The sequence below is a fragment of the Acidovorax sp. FG48 genome (assembly GCF_057809085.1).
On record NZ_JBMDJH010000012.1, the window covers coordinates 50376 to 68926 of the forward strand.

Here is an 18551-nt window from a genome sequence, read left to right on the forward strand (position 1 = left end):
GCATGATGCACTAGCGCTACCGGCCTAAATCACTCCAATTTCTCTGCGCTGGTGCTGCTACCAGTGCTGCCCCCCGTGCCGGCGCTGGCCTGCGTCAGCAGCCAGTCCCGAAACGCCGTCATGGCCCCCGTGGCAGGGCGGGACTGCAGCCGTGTCAGCCAGTAGGCGCCCCGGTGCAGCTCTTGTGCAAAGGGCTGTGCCAGACGGCCCTGCTGCAGTTCGCGCGCGAACATCTTCACCGGCAACAGCGCCATGCCCGCGCCCTGCGCCGCTGCTTCGGCCAGGGTGAGGGACGAGTCGAACACCGCGCCGCGCACGACGGGGCAGGGCGCCCCCGCGGCTTCAAACCAGGCCGTCCATTCGTCGGTGCGGTAGCTGCGCAGCAAAGGCTGGCGCGCCAGGTCGGCCGCCGTGCGCAGGCCGTGGGCCAGGGCGGGTGAGCACATCACGGACATGGGTGCATCCATGATGCGGTCGGCCTGCGTGCCGTGCCAGGCGCCGTCGCCAAAGCGAATGGCGTAGTCCAGCCCTTCGCCCGCCATGTCCACTCGGTTGTTGTGCGTGAGCAGGCGCAGGTCCACAAACGGGCAGGCCTGCTGAAAGTCGCGCAGCCGGGGCAGCAGCCAGCCCACCGCGAAGGTGCCCACGGCCCCTACGGTCAGCACCTCGCGCGGGCGGGTGTCGCCCAGCTTCTCCAGGGCGCGCTGCAGGTTGCCGAACGACTCCACCACCACGGGCAGCAGTGCCTGGCCTTCGTCCGTCAGCGCCAGGCCGCGCGGCAGGCGCCGGAACAGCGGTTTGCCCAGCCGGTCTTCCAGCTTGCGGATGTGCTGGCTCACGGCGGTCTGGGTCACGTGCAGCTCCTGGGCGGCACGCGTCAGGTTCAGGTGGCGGGCCGAGGCCTCGAAGGCACGCAGGGCGTTGAGCGGCAAGTGCATGGCGCCAAAAGATCAAAGTTTTTCTTGGGGCTTTTGGCAATTATTGTCGATGGTGCTGGGGGCTGAACCTCCGTATCGTTCGGGCCTTGTTCCCCACTACGCTTCCAATCGATATGCAAAGAAGACAGTTTTCCTTGGGTTTGATGGCCGCCACGGCCCTGCCTTTGTGGGGTTGCGCAGCCGTCCGCAACCCCGACCGGCGCGACCAGACCACCCGCGCGTGGAGCGAAGCCCTCGCCAGCATCGAACGCACTGCGCAGGGCCGCCTGGGTGTGGCCATGCTCGATACCGGGTCGGGCCTGGCGCTGGGCTGGCGGCAAGACGAGCGGTTTGCCATGGCCAGCACCTTCAAGCTGGTGCTCGCCGGCTGGATGTTGGCCTTGGTGGACCAGGGCAAGGAGCGGCTGGATGCGCGTGTGCACTACGCAGCGGCCGACGTGGTGGCGTACTCGCCCGTCAGCGGCGCGCGTGCGGGCGACGGTGGTGGCCTGACGGTGGGCGAGCTGTGCGCTGCCACCGTGAGCCTGAGCGACAACACCGCCGCCAATGTGCTGCTGGCCCGCCATGGCGGCCCGGCCGGATTCACCGGATTCGTACGTTCGCTGGGTGACGAGGTCACGCGGCTGGACCGCACCGAGCCCACGCTAAATGAGGCTGCCGTGGGGGACCCGCGTGACACGACCACGCCGCTGGCCATGCTGCAGACCCTGCAGAAACTGGTGCTGGGCAACGCGCTCAGCCCCACGTCCCGGGCCTGGCTGCAGCGCTGGCTGGTGGAGACCAGCACGGGCGACAAACGGCTGCGCGCCGGTGTGCCGGGCTGGAAGGTGGGCGACAAGACAGGCACGGCGGGCGACAGCGGCACGGCCAACGACATCGGCGTGCTGTGGCCGCAGGGCGGCGGCGCGCCGGTGCTGGTGACCTGTTACCTCACGCGCTCTACAGCGTCCGGCGAGCAGCGGGATGCGGCGATTGCCCAGGTGGCGCGCGCCGTGGCGACCGCACGCGTTGCGTTCACCTGTGCTTAGAGCTTCTTGACCAGCACCTGGCTCTTGCGGTCCCAGTTGTACTTGCGCTTGCGGGCGTCGGGCAGCCAGTCCGGGTCTACGGGCGAGAAGCCGCGCTTGATGAACCAGTGCATGGTGCGGGTGGTCAGCACAAAAATGCTGTCCAGCCCCAGCAAGCGTGCACGCTGCTCGATGCGCTTGAGCAGCTTTTCGCCGTCGCCCGTGCCCTGGCTTTGTGGCGATACCGTCACGGCGGCCATCTCCGCCGTCTTGGCCTCGGGGTAGGGGTAGAGCGCGGCGCAGCCAAAGATCACGCCGTCGTGTTCGATGATGGTGTAGGTGGCGATGTCCCGCTCGATCTCGGTGCGGTCGCGCTTGACCAGCGTGCCATCCTTCTCGAAGGGTTCGATCAGCTGCAGGATGCCGCCCACATCGTCGATCGTGGCCTCGCGCAGCTCTTCCAGCTTCTCGTCGATGACCATGGTGCCGATGCCGTCGTGCACATACACCTCCAGCAGCAGCGAGCCATCCACCGCAAACGGCAGGATGTGGCTGCGCTCCACACCGGCCTTGCAGGCCTTCACGCAGTGCTGCAGGTAAAAGCCCGTGTCCGTGGGCTGCTGGGCGGGCGGCAACTGTGCCAGCAGGGCCTGCGCGGCGGCCAGCGGCAGCTCGGTGTCGATGGGGTTGTCGTCGCTCTCGGGCTCGGTGGGCGACATGCGGATGCCCTGCACCTCGGTCAAAAAGATCAGCTTGTCGGCCCGCAACTCAATGGCGACGCTGGTGGCCACTTCTTCCATGCTGAGGTTGAAGGCCTCACCCGTGGGCGAGAAGCCAAACGGCGACAGCAGCACCAGCGCGCCCATGTCCAGCGTGCGCTGAATGCCGGCCACATCCACCTTGCGCACCAGGCCTGAGTGCTGGAAGTCCACCCCATCCACAATGCCCACGGGCCGCGCCGTGAGGAAGTTGCCCGAAATCACCCGCACCGTGGCGCCCGCCATGGGCGTGTTGGGCAGGCCCTGGCTGAAGGCGGCTTCGATCTCGTAGCGCAGCTGCCCGGCGGCCTCCTGCGCACAGTCGAGCGCCACAGAGTCAGTGATGCGGATGCCATGCGAATACTTGGCCGCATGCCCCTTGGCCGCCAGCTGCTCGTTCACTTGCGGGCGAAAGCCGTGCACCAGCACGATCTTCACGCCCATGGCCTGGATCAATGCCAGGTCTTGCGCAATGCTGTGCAGCTTGCCGGCCGCAATCGCCTCACCCGTCAGCCCGATCACAAACGTCTGGTTGCGGAACTTGTGGATGTACGGCGCCACCGAGCGGAACCAGGGGACGAAGGTGAAGTTGAAAACGGCGGACATGGAGGAGGGCGGTTGGGACGGTGGTGGTAATGCGCGAGGTGCGAATGATAAGTGTCCTTAGGGACCGGGTGCCGGGATTTGCACGCGCAGCCAGGGTGAGCCTGGAACAGCGCCGCGACGCGGCGGCGCCAGCGTTCGGCATCTTCCGGCCGGTCAAACCCACCCCGCTGCATGGGGGCTCGCCACGCACTGTCAGGCGCAGCACATGGTGGGGAGCGTCTTTCGAGGCGCATCGGCACCGAGATGTGCTCGGCGTAGTGCAGCCCGTCGCCGGGCTCGGAAAACCCGCTGGCCATGTCGATCTTTCGTCTCTCGTGCTGGGTGTCACACCAGCTGAGGTGCAGCGGACGCCGCCCCGCGTGCGCGAAACGCGCTGAGTTTGGCACCAAACGGCTCCAGCACCAGGCCTTCTTCGGGCAAGGTGCCCGCAGCGTCCGAGGGTGGGGCCAGCGCAATGCCGCAGCCTTGCAGCAGCGCCACCATCTCCGCCGGGGCGATGGTGCCGTGTGCCAGCAACGCGTCCACCGTGCGCCCCAGGGCCTCATGGTGCGTGGTCAGCAGCGCCTGGGCGCGCTGGTATTGCTGCTGCATCAGCGCCTCGATGGCCTCGTTGCTGGGGCCGATGTCGGTGTTGACGTGGTTGTCCATCTCCACGGTGACATCGGTGCGGGCCTGCCGCGCGCCAAAGCCATGGTGGCGGATGTAGCGCGCCGCCTCGGCCGTCACCTGCTTGAAGTCCTGCTCGGCCCCGGTGGTGCAGGCCATTTCGCCAAACACCAGTTCCTCCGCCACGCGGCCTGCCAGGCCTACGCACATCATGTCCAGCGCGTTCTGGCGCGTGGTGGCCTTGAGGCTGGAGAAGCTGTTGTACCCGCCCTCGAACGAGGCGATGTTGATCTTCACCTCTTGCGGAGCGTGGCCGAACAACACGCAGTAGGCCAACCCATGGCCCGCCTCATGCACGGCCAGCAGGGCCCGAAAGTCTGCGTTGGCCCGCTGCTTGAGCCGGTTCAGCTCCAGCGTCACCGCAAACGCAGCCTGCACCCTGCCTGCAGGCCCCTGGCCCGATACCAGCAGGTGGCGCTTGTCGGGCGCCAGGTGAATGACGAACTCTTGCTCCAGCGAGAGCTGCTGTTGCACCACCCACAACGCGGCGTTGACCAGATTTGCGCTCAGGATCGCGTGCACTGAGGAGAACAATGGCCGCGTGCCCTGCGCAGGGAACACGGCGTTGGCATACAACTCGCTCAGCACATCCTGCCCGATGGCAAACCGCACGCCACACTGCGCGGCAATATCGTCCACATAGCGTGTGCACAGGTTATGGATGAGGCGCTCATACGTCGCCTTGCTGAACGACGGGTAGACCACATGTTCATTGCCCAGCCGCGCGATCTGCTCGGGCTTGAAGCGTTCGCCCAGCGCCTTCTTCACATCGATGAGCGAGAGTTTGCGCGTCAGGCGGTGAAAGATGTCGGCATCGGTGTCGCAGTCTTCCACGCGTTGCGCGGTCTCGTGGTACATCTCGTCGAGGTTGCCGCACACGAACACCAGCAGCTTGCTGTAGTCGGTCTCCCAGGCATGGCTGGACTGCTGAAAGCTGGCAAACAGCGCCTGCACCTTGGAGGGCGGCCACTGCATGATGGCGGACAGCGGCTCCTGCAGCTTCAGCATGCGCTTGAGTTCTTGCGCATCCCAGGCGTCCAGCTGAAAGCGGTACGGTTTTTTGCCTGCGCGGTCGTCGTCATCTTCGGCGCGCTCGGCCTCGTAGTGCGCATCGGCCAGCTTGCGCTCGATGTTGGACAGCGCGCTCAAGGCTGGCGGCAGGCGCCCGTCGGACAGCAGCGTCCACACGTCCTGGTAGCGCTCCACCTTCACGTCGGCGCCCTTGGTATCCACCGTGCGAAAGCGCTGGAACTCGTCCAGCACCAGGATGCCCGGCATGCCTTCGTGGATGCCCGAGTCGCCCAGCATGCCGGAGATGGACGAGCTGCGGTAGCTCGCGCCGTGGCTGAAGCCGTCCATCTGCACTTCCACAAACCGGTCGTAAAAGCCCAACAGCTGGGCCAGCCGCCGCGTGAGCTGCGTCTTGCCGGTGCCGGTCAGGCCCCACAGGCACACGATGACCGGCCGGGTGATGAGCTGCGGCAGCACGTACCAGGCGCGGATGGCGTTGATCACGCGGTCGATCACATCGTCGATGCCGAACAGCTCGGCTTTCAGTTGCAACGCCGCGTGGGCCAAGGCCTGCTGGCGCTGGGCCAGTTCTGCGCTGCTGGCAAGCACCGTGGAAGGCCCGACCGCTTGGGCACGCACGGGTGCGGGGTGCACCGCGTGCGTTGGCACACCGGCCAGCGCCGAATGCGGAGTGGGATGCCGCTGGTGTGGCGGCAGGGGGTTGTTGAAGGGATTCATGTCAATCGTTCAAAAAGGGGCTCTGGATCGCCTTTCGCAGGGCGACGTTGTCAGCGCGGCGCTGGGCCCCACGGGTTCGGATGTGCTTGCCTGCTGCGCTGGACAGGCTGCGTTGGGCCAGCGCTGCGGCCACAGGGTTTCGGGGCGGGCCCGAGGCTTCGAGCTTCAGCACCAGGGGCTGCTTCATGCGGCGCAGCTTCTTGATTTCACCCTGGGCGAAGGCCCGAGACAGTTTTTTGGCACTCATGTGTGCATTCCACAAACAAAAAACCCCGGCAAATAAGCCAGGGCTTGTGGAGCGCTGCACGGGAGTGCAGGAGGTCGCTTGTCTGCCATGGCTGGATGCGTGAAAACACAGTCCAGCCGGGGCGGTGGACAGTGGTCAGGCGGGAGCGAACAAAGGAACAAACATAGCGGTGACCTCCAGGGCTCTCAGGGGCTGGCCGACATGGCCGCGCAGTGCTGAAAGAAGGCGCGATTGTGGCGAGGCGTGCTGCGCGTGGCAAGCGCAGGGGGGCGCGGCGCTGGCCGATGTGTCGCACAAAACGCACAGTGTGTGCGCATTGCCCGCACATTGCACGGGGGCAGGGCAGCTCAATCGTGGCGGCGATACATCCAGCCTGCGGCGTGCACCCACTCGTCCTTGTCGTGCGTGCGCACCACCAGCTCCACCAGGTCGCGGCCCGCGTTGTGGGGCACCTGCACCGCCATGCCCGCGCGGTCTGCCGACAGGGGGAGCAGGAACTGCCTGTCGTCCCAGAGCAGGTAGCCGGGCAGGTCTGGCAGCTCCTGCAGGGAGGCGGCCCCCATGCCCATGGCCAGCGGGATGGAGTCGGGCGCCTCGTTGGCCAGCAGCCACGTGCTGCCCAGCCGCGCCGACCACTGCGGCGGTAGCGGGGCGGGGGCCCGCTGCATCTGCTGTGCCACCGTTGTGGCAACCCCGTAGTGCCCGGCCGTGGCTGTCTCGCGCGCAAGCAGGTAGCGGCGGCCTTCGACCTGCTCCCAGCGGTACTGCGTGCGGGGCTGGGCGTCCGACCACCACCAGCCATCGCTGCACAGGCGCAGCCCGGTGCACAGGGACTCCCATCCCTGGGCCTTGGCGGACCAGATCGACAAATCCACCTGCTGGCTGTCGGGCGAGCTGGCTTTGATGGGACGTGCGGAGCAGCCGTAGATGCCCAGCAGGGCGTCCACCGCGCTGGAGGAGATGGTGGCCTGCGCCGGGAAGGCCGCCGACACCTTGGGGGGCAGCATGCTCAGCTGCCCTGTTTCTTGCAGCGCGCGCAGCAGTATGCCTTCGGCAACGGGTCCCGGCTTGAAGCCGGGCGCACTGCCGGTGATCAGCAGCGCCAGGCCCGCTTGCGGCAGCACGTAGAAGTCGCTGGCGTAGAACATCGTGTTGCCGCTCTTTTGCCAAGCCACAAAGCCTGCGGCGTCCAGTCCCGGGTGCTGGGTGCTGTCCCAGCCAAGGCCCGCGTGCCAGTCGAGGGTGAGGTGGCTCAGGCGCATGTCCTGGTGCTGCGCGCTGCCCATTTCGGCCACTGCGGCTTTCGAGACGATGCGCTGGCCGTCCAGTTCACCTCCCCGCATCAGCAGGGCGGCCAGCTTCATCATGTCGCCCGGGGTGGTGCACAGCCCGCTGGTGGCGTAGCCCATCACAAACTCCTGGCCCTGGCGGGCATCACCGATGTAGCCGTGGGCAAAGCTGCCTGGGGGCAGCGGCTGCAGCGTGTAGCCCGACCGCGCCATGCCCAGCGGGTTGAGGATGGCCGACTGCACGAACGCCGGATAGGCCTGCCCGGTGACCGCGAGCACGATGCGCTCGACGAGGGTGAAACCATCGTTGCAGTACACCGCCATGGCGCCGGGTGCGTGCTTCAGGTGCACGTCGGCCAATGCAGCCTCTAGTTCGGCCGCATAGCCCGGTTGCGGGGCAAACGAAAACAGGTTGTGGGTGTGGGTGCCGGGCAGCCCCGACGTATGGTTCAGCAGGTGCCGCACCGTGATGTCGCGGTAGCCCGGCGACAGCATAGCGAACTGCGGCAAGTAGCTCACCACGGGTGCGTCCAGTTCCACCAGCTGGCGGTCCACCAGAACCATCACGGCCAGTGCTGCCAGCACCTTGCTCACAGACCCCACGTTGAAGCGCGTATCGGGGGTGGTAGGCGTGCGGGTGCTGTCGTCCAGCACGCCAAACGCCTCTTGCCAGACCAGGCGCTCGCCCTGCAGCAGCGCAATCGATGCCGCCCGCGCCCGGCTCGCCTGCATGGCCTGCCGGATCTCCTGGCGGCCCCAGGCCATGGTGGCTGGCAGCTGGGGCCCCGGGTTGTTGCTGCCACCGCAGCCTGGCAGCCAAGGTGCCACTGCGGTGGTGCCCGCCCATGCCATCCAGTCGCGGCGGGACGGGGAGCGGGGTGGGGGGCGAGTTGCGGCGTGGTCGTCGGCAGCGGGTGTGGGGGCAGATGTCTGCAAGGGCATGCGGCTGTTCCAAGGGGCCCACCGGCCACGGAGACATCGCCGCGCGGTGGAGAAGGTGTGCGCATTACATACCGAAAACCCCGGCTCTCGGATAATGCGTGCCTTCATGACCGAATCCGCGCCTCTCTCCCCCACGTCTCCCGCCCCCCGCGCCGCCCCTGCCACCACGCCGCTGCGCATCACTTTTCCTGATTCCCTGCCCGTTTCGGGCAAGCGCGAAGAGATCATGGCGGCCATCACCAAGCACCAGGTCATCATCGTGTGTGGTGAGACGGGCTCGGGCAAGACCACCCAGCTGCCCAAGATCGCGCTGGCGCTGGGACGGGGCAAGTGCAATGCCAAGCCCGGACAGAAAGGGCAGCTGATTGGCCACACCCAGCCGCGCCGCATTGCCGCCAGCAGCGTGGCCAAGCGCATTGCCGAAGAGCTGAACACGCCGCTGGGCGACGTGGTGGGCTTCAAGGTGCGGTTTCAGGACCGCTTGAGCCGCGATGCGTCCGTCAAGCTGATGACCGACGGCATCTTGCTGGCCGAGACGCAGACCGACCCGCTGCTCAAGGCCTACGACACCATCATCATCGATGAGGCGCACGAGCGCAGCCTCAACATTGACTTTCTGCTGGGCTACATCCGCCAGATCCTGCCGCGCCGGCCGGACCTGAAAGTCATCGTCACATCGGCCACGATCGATGCGGACCGGTTTGCCAAGCACTTTGAAAGCGCCAAGGGCCCGGCTCCGGTCATCATGGTGTCGGGCCGCACCTTTCCGGTGGAGCAGCGCTACCGCCCGTTTGAAGAAAGCCGTGACTACGGTTTGAACGAGGCCATTGCCGATGGCGTGGACGAACTCTGGCAGGGCAATGCTGCGGGCGACATCCTGGTCTTTTTGCCCGGCGAGCGCGAGATCCGCGAGGCGGCAGACCATTTGCGCAAGCACCTGTCGCACCAGCCGGTGATGCGCAATGCCGAGGTGTTGCCGCTGTTCGCGCGCCTGTCGCAAGCCGAGCAGGATCGCATCTTTGACGGCCACACGGGCCGCCGCATCGTGCTGGCGACCAACGTGGCCGAGACCTCGCTCACGGTGCCGGGCATCCGATACGTCATTGACGCAGGCACAGCGCGCGTCAAGCGCTACTCTTTCCGTAGCAAGGTGGAGCAGCTGCTGGTCGAGCCCATCAGCCAGGCCGCCGCCAACCAGCGCGCGGGCCGCTGCGGCCGGGTGGCCAACGGCATCTGCATCCGCCTGTATGACGAGGCAGACTTCAACAGCCGTCCGCGCTTTACCGACCCCGAAATTTTGCGTAGCTCGCTGGCCGGCGTCATCCTGCGCATGAAGTCGCTGCACCTGGGCGACGTCACTCAGTTTCCGTTCATCGAGGCGCCCTCGGGCCGCGCGATTGCCGACGGCTACCAGCTGCTGGCCGAGCTGGGCGCGGTGGACGACGCCAACGAACTCACGTCCGTGGGCGTGGAGCTGTCGCGCTTGCCGCTGGACCCGCGCGTGGGCCGCATGATCATCGAGGCGCGCGACCGCAAGGCGCTGGACGAGGTGCTCATCATTGCCAGCGCCCTGAGCGTGCAGGACGTGCGCGACCGTCCTATGGAAGCGCAGCAGCAGGCCGACCAGGCGCACGCCAAGTTCGACGACGACAAGAGCGAGTTCAGCGGGTATCTGAAGCTGTGGAAGTGGATCAACGAGGCCCGGGGCGGGGCGCCCAGCCTGCCGTCGGCCCGTGCCCAAAAAGCCATGGCCGCGCAGAAGGCGCCGTCGCAGGCGTACCTGCCCGTGGAGCGGCGCGGCGGCGCGCCTGCAGCGGCTGCTGCAGCAGCAATACCCGCCGCCCCAGCCGCCACCCACAAACTCAGCAACCGCCAGTACGAGCAGTTGCTGCGCCAGAACTTCATCAGCATCCGCCGCCTGCGCGAGTGGCGCGACATCCACACCCAGCTGCTCACAGTGGTGACCGAGCACAAGTGGCAGATCAACACCCAGCCCGCCAGCTACGAGCAACTGCACCTGTCCATGCTGGCCGGGCTGCTGGGTAACGTCGGCTGCAAAAGCGACGAGGAGGACTGGTACCTGGGCGCGCGTGGCATCAAGTTCTACAAGCACCCGGGCGCGCACCTCAACAAGAAGCCCGGCCGCTGGATCATCGCGTCGGAACTGGTCGAGACCACGCGCCTGTTCGGCCGGGGCATCGCTGCGATTGAGCCGCAGTGGCTGGAGCAGATCGGCGGCCACTTGCTGAAGAAGCAACTGCTGGACCCGCATTGGGAGAAGAAGTCCGCCGAGGTCGTGGCGCTGGAGCGCGCCACGCTGTACGGCATCGTGGTCTACAACAACCGCCGCGTGAACTTCGGCAAGGTAGACCCGCACGCCGCGCGCGAGGTGTTCATCCGCGAGGCGCTGGTGGGCGGCAACTGGGAGACGCGCCTGCCGTTTTTGGCCGCCAACCAGAAGATGATCGCCAAGGTCGAAGAGCTGGAGCACAAGTCCCGCCGCCAGGATGTGCTGGTGGACGACGAACTCATCTACGCCTTCTACGACCAGCAACTGCCGCCCGAAGTGTGCAGCGGCCATAGCTTTGAGGCCTGGTACCGCGACGAAAGCAAAAAGCAACCCGACCTGCTCAAGCTCACCCGCGAAGAGCTGATGCGCCACGAGGCTGCAGGCATCACCACCAACGCGTTTCCCAAGACGGTGCGCCTGGGCGGCGTGGACTGCGCTGCGAGCTACCTACACGAGCCCGGCGATGCGCGTGACGGCATCACCGTTACCATCCCGCTCTTTGTGCTCAACCAGGTGAGCGAAGAGCGCTGCGAATGGCTGGTGCCCGGCATGCTGAAGGACAAGATCCAGGCCCTGCTCAAAAGCCTGCCCCAGCGCCCGCGCAGCCGCTTTGTGCCGCTGCCCGAATCTGCCACGCGCCTGGCCGAGCTGCTGGGTGCGCCCGAGCGCTTTGGCACCGGCAGCCTGACCGATGTGCTGCTCAAGCAGGTGCGCGACGAAACATCGCTGGACGTGAAGCGCGCCGACTTCAAGCTCGACATGCTCAGCCCTCATCTGTTCATGAACTTCCGCGTGGTGGACGAGCACGGCCGCCAGCTGGGGCATGGCCGCAACCTGGGCGCGCTGAAGGCGGAGTGGGGCGCCAAGGCGCGGGGCGCGTTTCAGGCGCTGGCGGGGCTCAAGCTGGGTGGTGGCGGGGCTGAGAAAGAAAAATCTGAGCCAAATATGCCTCCAGCGCTTGATGGTAAAGCGCAAACAGCTATCAAATCAGGAGTAAAGGGCCCTGCACCCGGCTCCGCGAAACCTGCGACCACTACGCCATCCGCCCCTGCGGGCCAGCGCTACACGGCCTGGACGTTTGGCGAGCTGCCCGAACTCATGGAGATCAAGAAAGCCGGCCAGACGCTGATCGGCTTTCCCGCGCTCATCGACGGAGGCGACGCCGTCACCATCGAAGTTTTCGACGAGCCTGAGGTGGCCGCCGCCAAGCACCGCGCCGGCCTGCGCCGCCTGTTTGCGCTGCAGATCAAGGACGCGCTCAAGTACCTGGAAAAGAACATCCCCGACCTGCAGAAAATGGCCGTGGCCTACATGCCCCTGGGCACGCAGGAAGAGCTGCGCACCCAGATCATCGACGTGGCGCTGGACCGCGCCTTCCTGCTCGACCCGCTGCCCACCGACGAGTTCGCCTTCAAGCGCCGTGTGGAGGAGGGCCGAGGCCGCCTCACACTCATCGCCAATGAGGTCGCGCGTCTGGCGGGCACCATCCTCACCGAATACTCCGCCGCTGCCCGCAAGATCAAGGACACCAAGAACGCCCCGGATGCGACGGCCGACGCGCAGCAACAGCTGCAACGCCTGGTGCCCAAGAACTTCATCGCCGTGGCCCCCTGGGCGCAACTGGCCCACTATGCCCGCTACCTCAAGGCGATCACCCTGCGGCTGGACAAATACCGCGCCGACCCTGCCCGCGACGCCGCCAAACTGGCCGAACTGCGCCCGCAAGAGCAGCGCTACTGGCGCCTGGTCGCCGAGCGCAAGGGCGCGGTGGATGCGCGCATGCAAGAGCTGCGCTGGCTGCTGGAGGAACTGCGCGTGAGCTTCTTTGCGCAAGAGCTGCGCACGCCGCAGCCGGTGAGCGTCAAGCGGCTGGACAAGCTGTGGGCGCAGATTCAAAGTTGAACGCGCTGCCGGTCCGCGGGTACTGCGCCCGGCTGCGATATGCGATGTGAGTTGGCCCCCCGGGCAGCACGAATCCGACAGTGGCCTGCGGACGTCAGGGCCGTGTCCAGAGCTTGAAGGTCACGTACATGGCATACGCCAGCGCAACCACCATCCACACCACGAAAAACAGGTTCGCCCAATATTTGTCAGCATGCTCGGCCAGCGTGTAGATCTGCCCTGCGCAGCCCTTGCCAACGCACGGAATCTGGCGCAGAACCATCGCGCGCAACGCTTCATAGAGCAGATAGCACCCGATCCCCGCCACGACCAGAAAGCTGAAAGGTCCCAGTGGTGATTTGGTGTACTCGCCGCTGTCATCCCGTGGGCCCTGGCGCAGTAGCTTTTGCCCGTAGCGGTACCAGACGTATCCGACGAGCAGCATCAATGCGTAGTACAGGGCTGTGAGCATGCTTTGCAGAGCGTGATTCGGTAGGTTGAGGTAGGGACGACGTCGGCCTTCGTGCGGCAACTGGCTGAATGAACGCATGGACCTAGCACGGCTGCCTTCCGGCGATCTTAGCGGCAAGGCATTTGGTAACCACTTGTTTTTGTCGACAGCGTGTTCCGTCTGCGCGCCATGGGGTAACGGTCGCCTGCGCGACCATTCATCAGTGGCATCCCCAATGTCCTCGGGCTCCATGCGACCTAGGCTGGTGGCTTCTAAGGAAATCCAGCCCCATGCGACCTCACTACAAGTTCTGGCCCCGCCGCCTTCCCCATGCCATCACGCTGCCTGCCACCTCGCTGTGGGACAACCTGGCGACCAATGCACGTCGCTACCCCGACAAGGCGGCGTTGGTGTTTTTCGGCACCACGGTCAGCTACCGTCAGCTGATGGAAGGCGCGGAGCGCCTGGCTGCGCGGCTGGCCCAGTTGGGGGTGCAGCGTGGCGACCGGGTGGTGCTGTGCATGCAGAACTGCCCGCAGCTGGTGATGGCGCACTTTGCCATCCTTCGCGCCAACGCAGTGGTGGTGCCGGTCAACCCCATGAACCGGGCTGAGGAGCTCAAGCACTACATCACCGACCCCGACACCAAGGTGGCAATCACCACCGGCGATCTGGCCCCGGAGATGGCCAAGGCAAGTAACGCGTTGGCCGCTGGCGAGCGGCTGGCGCATCTGGTGGTCACGCAGTTCTCGGATGCGTTTGACGTGGGCGTGACCGGCATGGATGCGCCGCCCGAGGCCTGGATGGACTGGCTGGGCACACGCCACCCTTTGCCTGCGCTGGAGGGCGGGCAGGCCCACGCGTGGGTGGATGCCCTGGCTTGCACCGTCGCGCCCCCTGCCTTGTCGGTGGGCCCGGCCGACCTGGCGTTGTTGCCCTACACCAGCGGCACCACGGGGCTGCCCAAGGGCTGCATGCACCTGCACAAAAGCGTCATGCACAACGCGGTGGCCAGCAGCCTGTGGGGCAATGGGTCTGCCGACAATGTGACGCTGGCGGTGGTGCCCATGTTCCACATCACCGGCATGGTGAGCGTGATGCACACGTCCATTTACTGCGGCGCCACGCTGGTCATCATGCCCCGCTGGGACCGCGACCTGGCAGGGCGCCTGATATCGCGTTACCAGGTCACCACCTGGACCAACATTCCCACCATGGTCATCGACCTGCTGGGCAGCCCGAACTTTGCCAGCTATGACCTGTCCAGCCTGGCCTATATCGGCGGTGGCGGCGCGGCCATGCCGCAGGCCGTGGCGCAGCGCCTGCTGGAGCAATATGGCCTGCGCTACGCGGAAGGCTATGGCCTGACCGAAACGGCCGCTCCGTCGCACGCCAACCCGCCCGACCATCCCAAGCAGCAGTGCCTGGGCATTCCGTTCATGAGCACCGATGCGCGGGTGATCGACCCCGACACGTTGCAGGAACTGCCCGTGGGCGAGCAGGGCGAGATCATCATCCATGGCCCCGAGGTGTTCGAGGGCTACTGGAAGCGGCCCGATGCCACGGCATCGGCCTTCATCGAGTTCGAGGGCAAGCGGTTCTTCCGCTCAGGCGACCTGGGGCGCATGGACGAGGACGGCTACTTCTTCCTGACCGACCGGCTCAAGCGCATGATCAATGCCAGCGGCTTCAAGGTGTGGCCTGCCGAGGTCGAAGCGCTGATGTTCCGCCACCCTGCCATCCAGGAGGCCTGCATCATCGCGGCCAAGGACAGCTACCGGGGCGAGACGGTGAAGGCGGTGGTGGTGCTGCGCGCCACGCACAAGGACACCACCGAGCAGCAGATCATCGACTGGTGCCGCGAGAACATGGCGGTATACAAGGTGCCGCGCATCGTGCAGTTTGTGCCTGCGTTGCCCAAGAGCGGGAGCGGCAAGGTGATGTGGCGCGCACTGCAGGAGCAGGAGGCGCAGTGATCGGGCGGCACCGGCTGGTCTGACCAGCGCGCAAAGAGAACCAGAAGCGCCGCTGCAGCAGCGGCGCTCGCGCCTGCGGCAGCCGTCAGTGCGCCGCGCCCGCCATCGTCAGCTCGCCCAGGTCCCGCTCCAGCAGGGCGGGGTCGCCCAGTTGCAGCTCGATCAGGCGGCGCAGGTGGGTGACGCTGTCCAGATCGATGCCCTTGCACAGCAGCCCGGTGTGCAGGCCCTGCACGTGGGCTACCTCGGTGGACATGGCGATGTGGTTGCCCGTGTCGGCCAGGGGAATGGTCAGTTGGCACAAGGTGCCTTGCCCCAATGCCGCCTGTGCGGGCACCATGATCAGAGCGCCCTTGAGGGACAGATCCAGCACATGAACGCTGAACGCAGCGGTGGCCGTGGTCAGCAGGGCCGGCGCATCAAAACCAACGCGGACGAAGTGGCGGCGTTCATGGGGCATCGCTGTCTCCTGGGCGGGGCGGGGTGTGGAACACATGCTAACCCAACCGGCGCACGGCAGTTAATTTTTGGAGGTTTTTGCAAGCATTAGTTACTATGGGTTCTCCATCACCAAGGGGCCGGTGTGAAACCTGGCGTGAACTGGCTGGTGCGGCGCTGCGCCGCGTGGCTCAAAGGCATTGTGTGGGTGGCCGTACTGACGGCCAGCGCCAGCATTGCCGCCGCCCCGCGCGAGCTGCGTGTGGGGGTGTATTCCAACGAGCCCAAGGTGTTTGTGGATGCCGATGGCAAGGCTGCAGGCATTTTTGTGGACCTGCTGCAACTGGTGGCGGCCCGCGAGCAGTGGACCCTGAAATATGTGCCTTGCAGCTGGCAGGACTGCCTGGATGCGCTGCGAGAGGGGCAACTGGACCTTATGCCCGATGTGGCCCGGTCGCCCGAGCGCGAGATCCTGTACGACTTTCACCGCCTGCCGGTGCTGCACAGCTGGTCGCAGATCTACCGGACCTCGGGCGCCCCCATCTATTCGCTTTTCGACCTGCAGGGCAAGCGGGTGGCGGTGCTCAAGGGCTCCGTGCAGCGGTCCACCTTCTTGAATATGGTGGACAGCTTTGGCATCCAGGTGTCTCTGGTGGATGCCCCTAGCCTCATCGAAGCGTTTGCCATGGTGCAGCGGGGCGAGGCCGATGCGGTCATCTCCAACCACCTGTTCGGCAACTTTCATTCGGCCCGCTACGGGGTGGTGGATACGGGCATCGTGTTCCAGCCCGCAGCGCTCTTCTTCGCAACCGGCCCCGGGCGCAACGCCGAGGTGCTGGCGGCGATAGACCGGTCGGTCGAGGCTTGGCGCAGCGGCGCCGATCCCGCCTATGCCCAGGTGATGCGCCATTGGGGCGGGCAAGACCCCGGGGGGCAGATTTCGCCCTGGGTGTGGCGTGGGCTTGCGGGCTTGGTGGCGTTCAGCTTACTGGCTGCGTTGATGGTTGCCATCTTGCGCCGGCAGGTGCAAGAGCGTACGCGCCACCTGCGGGAGAGCGAGCAAAAGCTCGCCACCATTCTGGACAGCGTGGGCGCGCTTATCTACATCAAGGGCAAGGACTTCCGCTACCAGTACGTTAACCACCAGACGCTGCATTACTTTGGCAGACCCGCGCACGAGGTGTTGGGCCATGACGATGCGGCGTTTTTCGACGCAGCCACGGCGCAACGGCTGAGGGCCAATGACCGGCGGGTGCTGGAGGACGGCGAGACGCTGGAGGCTGAAGAAGTCAACACCCCCGCCGCCACGGGGGAGACACGCGCGTTCCTGTCCATCAAGATACCGCTGCGCCATGCGGACAGCAGCATTTATGCGCTGTGCGGCATCTCCACCGACATCACCGAGCGACGCAAGGCCGAAGAGTCACTACAGATTGCGGCGACGGTGTTCGAGTCGTTCGAGGGCATGATCGTGACGGGGCCAGACCAGCGCATCCTCAAGGCCAACCAGGCGTACGCGCGGCTGACTGGCTACTCGGTGGATGAACTGGTGGGCCAGACGCCGCGCCTGCTGCACTCGGGCCGGCAGGACGCATCTTTTTACGCGGCCATGCAGAACACGTTGCACTCCAGTGGCATGTGGCAAGGCGAGGTGTGGAACCGGCGCAAGGACGGCACCGAATACCCGGCCTGGATCACCATCACCACCGTGCGTTCGCCGCGCGGCGAGATCACCCATTACGTGGGCACGCAGACAGACATCTCCAGCCGCAAGGCGGCCGAGGAGGAAATCCGCCTGTTGGCCTTCTACGACCCGCTCACCGGCCTGCCCAACCGCCGGCTGATGAACGACCGCCTGCAGCACAGTCTGGCCGCCTGCGCGCGCTCGGGAGCGGGCGGCGCGCTGCTGTTTGTGGACCTGGACAACTTCAAGGACCTGAACGACACCCAAGGGCACGAGCTGGGCGACCAGCTGCTGCGCCAGGTGGCTGCGCGCCTGGGGGGCTGTGTGCGCATGGGCGACACCGTGGCCCGCCTGGGCGGGGACGAGTTTGTGGTGCTGCTGGAGGGGCTCAGTCCCCAGGTGCACGAAGCCGCTGCCCAGGCCGAAACGGTGGGGCGCACGGTGCTGCAGGCGCTCAGCCAGAGCTACCAGCTCGACGGCCACGCGCACCACAGCTCCTGCAGCATCGGCATCGCGCTGTATGCGGATGCGCGTGGTTCGGTGGACGAATTGCTCAAGCACGGCGACATGGCCATGTACCAGGCCAAGGGCGCTGGCCGCAACACCCTGCGGTTCTTTGATCCGCGCACCCAGGCCAACGTGACCGCGCGCACGCTGCTGGAGGCGGGTTTGCGCGACGGCCTGCGCGAAGGGCAATTCTTGTTGCACTACCAGGCGCAAATCCACCAGCAGCGCGGCATTGTGGGCGCCGAGGCCCTGGTGCGCTGGCAGCACCCGCAGCGCGGGCTGGTGTCGCCGGCCGAATTCATTCCGGTGGCCGAGGCTTCCGGCCTCATCGTGCCGCTGGGCGTGTGGATTCTGCGCACGGCCTGCCTGCAACTGGTGGAGTGGGCCCGCGACCCGCAGACAGCCCACTGGACCCTGGCCGTGAACGTGAGCGCCCGGCAGTTCCGCCACAGCCACTTTGTGGATGAAGTGCTGGGCGTGCTAGAAGAAACCGGCGCGAACCCGCACCGGCTGAAGCTGGAGTTGACCGAGACCCTGCTGCTGGACGATGTTGAGGACACCATCCTGCGCATGGACACCCTGCGCGCGTCGGGCCTGGGCTTCTCGCTGGATGACTTTGGCACGGGCTATTCGAGCCTGAGCTATCTCAAACGCTTGCCGCTGGACCAGCTCAAGATCGACCAGAGCTTTGTGCGCGACCTGCTCACCGATGCCAACGACGCCAGCATCGCCCGCACCATCGTCACCCTGGCCCACAGCCTGGACCTGGGGGTGATTGCTGAGGGGGTCGAAACACAGGAGCAACGCGACATGCTGGCCAGTCTGGGTTGCCACACCTGGCAGGGCTACCTGTTCGGCCGCCCCGGGCCTGCCGATGCGCTGGTGCAGTCGGTGGCCAGCGCGACGACTTGGTGACGCCTTTTTTTGTCGGCAGGGTACCCTCCGCCGGGCGTTATCCATGGGCTGCCCATGGGTTGCCCACATTTGTCGCCAATGGCTGACATTGGGTAGCCTGTGAACGGTGTAAGGTACGGCACGCCACGTGACTCAGCGTACGGCCGACCGTATGACTGACGCACGGCCTCCGCCACCCCGCATCTGTGTTCGTATGCAGGGTGGAGT

The 18551-nt window shown here is 66.1% G+C and carries 11 protein-coding genes; 4 read left to right on the forward strand and 7 right to left on the reverse strand.

Going from position 1 to position 18551, the window contains the following annotated elements:
- Positions 1–29: 29 nt before the first annotated feature.
- Complete coding sequence (locus ACODSU_RS16990) at positions 30–938, reverse strand: LysR substrate-binding domain-containing protein (protein ID WP_488843431.1); 909 nt, start codon at positions 936–938, stop codon at positions 30–32.
- Between the two features lie 113 nt (positions 939–1051).
- Here ACODSU_RS16990 and blaACA point away from each other — a divergent pair, with 113 nt between their 5' ends.
- A complete protein-coding gene (blaACA, locus tag ACODSU_RS16995) occupies positions 1052–1966 on the forward strand; it encodes an ACA family class A beta-lactamase (RefSeq protein ID WP_488843433.1) in 915 nt (304 codons plus the stop codon).
- Here the strand turns inward: blaACA and argA are convergent.
- The 4 genes from argA to ACODSU_RS17015 all read right to left on the reverse strand — a co-directional run bounded on the left by argA (position 1963) and on the right by ACODSU_RS17015 (position 8202).
- Complete coding sequence (gene argA, locus ACODSU_RS17000; RefSeq protein ID WP_015014347.1) at positions 1963–3309, reverse strand: amino-acid N-acetyltransferase; 1347 nt, start codon at positions 3307–3309, stop codon at positions 1963–1965. The two genes, blaACA and argA, sit on opposite strands and share 4 nt — an antisense overlap.
- Before the next feature lie 324 nt (positions 3310–3633).
- The gene (locus ACODSU_RS17005) at positions 3634–5724 is read right to left on the reverse strand and encodes an AAA family ATPase (RefSeq protein ID WP_488843435.1); all 2091 of its coding nucleotides are present in this window, start codon (positions 5722–5724) and stop codon (positions 3634–3636) included.
- A gap of 1 nt (position 5725) precedes the next feature.
- Entirely contained in the window at positions 5726–5971 is a 246-nt protein-coding gene (locus ACODSU_RS17010) for a hypothetical protein (RefSeq protein ID WP_060985330.1), read from the reverse strand.
- Between the two features lie 347 nt (positions 5972–6318).
- A complete protein-coding gene (locus ACODSU_RS17015) occupies positions 6319–8202 on the reverse strand; it encodes a serine hydrolase domain-containing protein (RefSeq protein ID WP_488843437.1) in 1884 nt (627 codons plus the stop codon).
- Positions 8203–8308: 106 nt separating this feature from the next.
- Here ACODSU_RS17015 and hrpA point away from each other — a divergent pair, with 106 nt between their 5' ends.
- A complete protein-coding gene (gene hrpA, locus ACODSU_RS17020) occupies positions 8309–12394 on the forward strand; it encodes an ATP-dependent RNA helicase HrpA (protein WP_488843439.1) in 4086 nt (1361 codons plus the stop codon).
- Positions 12395–12488: 94 nt separating this feature from the next.
- On the opposite strand, the gene ACODSU_RS17025 is transcribed toward hrpA, so the two are convergent.
- On the reverse strand, positions 12489–12845 hold the full coding sequence (locus tag ACODSU_RS17025) for a hypothetical protein (protein WP_209819828.1): 357 nt from the start codon (positions 12843–12845) through the stop codon (positions 12489–12491).
- Between the two features lie 269 nt (positions 12846–13114).
- Here ACODSU_RS17025 and ACODSU_RS17030 point away from each other — a divergent pair, with 269 nt between their 5' ends.
- Positions 13115–14800: a long-chain fatty acid--CoA ligase gene (locus ACODSU_RS17030; RefSeq protein WP_476018304.1), complete on the forward strand. Its 1686-nt coding sequence runs from the start codon at positions 13115–13117 to the stop codon at positions 14798–14800.
- A gap of 85 nt (positions 14801–14885) precedes the next feature.
- On the opposite strand, the gene ACODSU_RS17035 is transcribed toward ACODSU_RS17030, so the two are convergent.
- Positions 14886–15260 carry a PilZ domain-containing protein gene (locus ACODSU_RS17035; RefSeq protein ID WP_209819826.1) on the reverse strand — a complete coding sequence of 125 codons (375 nt, stop codon included), beginning with the start codon at positions 15258–15260 and terminating at the stop codon, positions 14886–14888.
- Positions 15261–15383: 123 nt separating this feature from the next.
- Here ACODSU_RS17035 and ACODSU_RS17040 point away from each other — a divergent pair, with 123 nt between their 5' ends.
- The gene (locus ACODSU_RS17040; RefSeq protein ID WP_488843441.1) at positions 15384–18344 is read left to right on the forward strand and encodes an EAL domain-containing protein; all 2961 of its coding nucleotides are present in this window, start codon (positions 15384–15386) and stop codon (positions 18342–18344) included.
- The last annotated feature ends 207 nt before the right edge of the window (positions 18345–18551 follow it).

Excerpts from the sequence above, each read along its gene's own strand:
- ACODSU_RS16990 (WP_488843431.1), bottom strand. The coding sequence starts at position 938 with ATGCACTTGCCGCTCAACGCCCTGCGTGCCTTCGAGGCCTCGGCCCGC.
- blaACA (WP_488843433.1), top strand. The coding sequence starts at position 1,052 with ATGCAAAGAAGACAGTTTTCCTTGGGTTTGATGGCCGCCACGGCCCTG.
- argA (WP_015014347.1), bottom strand. The coding sequence starts at position 3,309 with ATGTCCGCCGTTTTCAACTTCACCTTCGTCCCCTGGTTCCGCTCGGTG.
- ACODSU_RS17005 (WP_488843435.1), bottom strand. The coding sequence starts at position 5,724 with ATGAATCCCTTCAACAACCCCCTGCCGCCACACCAGCGGCATCCCACT.
- ACODSU_RS17010 (WP_060985330.1), bottom strand. The coding sequence starts at position 5,971 with ATGAGTGCCAAAAAACTGTCTCGGGCCTTCGCCCAGGGTGAAATCAAG.
- ACODSU_RS17015 (WP_488843437.1), bottom strand. The coding sequence starts at position 8,202 with ATGCCCTTGCAGACATCTGCCCCCACACCCGCTGCCGACGACCACGCC.
- hrpA (WP_488843439.1), top strand. The coding sequence starts at position 8,309 with ATGACCGAATCCGCGCCTCTCTCCCCCACGTCTCCCGCCCCCCGCGCC.
- ACODSU_RS17025 (WP_209819828.1), bottom strand. The coding sequence starts at position 12,845 with ATGCTCACAGCCCTGTACTACGCATTGATGCTGCTCGTCGGATACGTC.
- ACODSU_RS17030 (WP_476018304.1), top strand. The coding sequence starts at position 13,115 with ATGCGACCTCACTACAAGTTCTGGCCCCGCCGCCTTCCCCATGCCATC.
- ACODSU_RS17035 (WP_209819826.1), bottom strand. The coding sequence starts at position 15,260 with ATGCCCCATGAACGCCGCCACTTCGTCCGCGTTGGTTTTGATGCGCCG.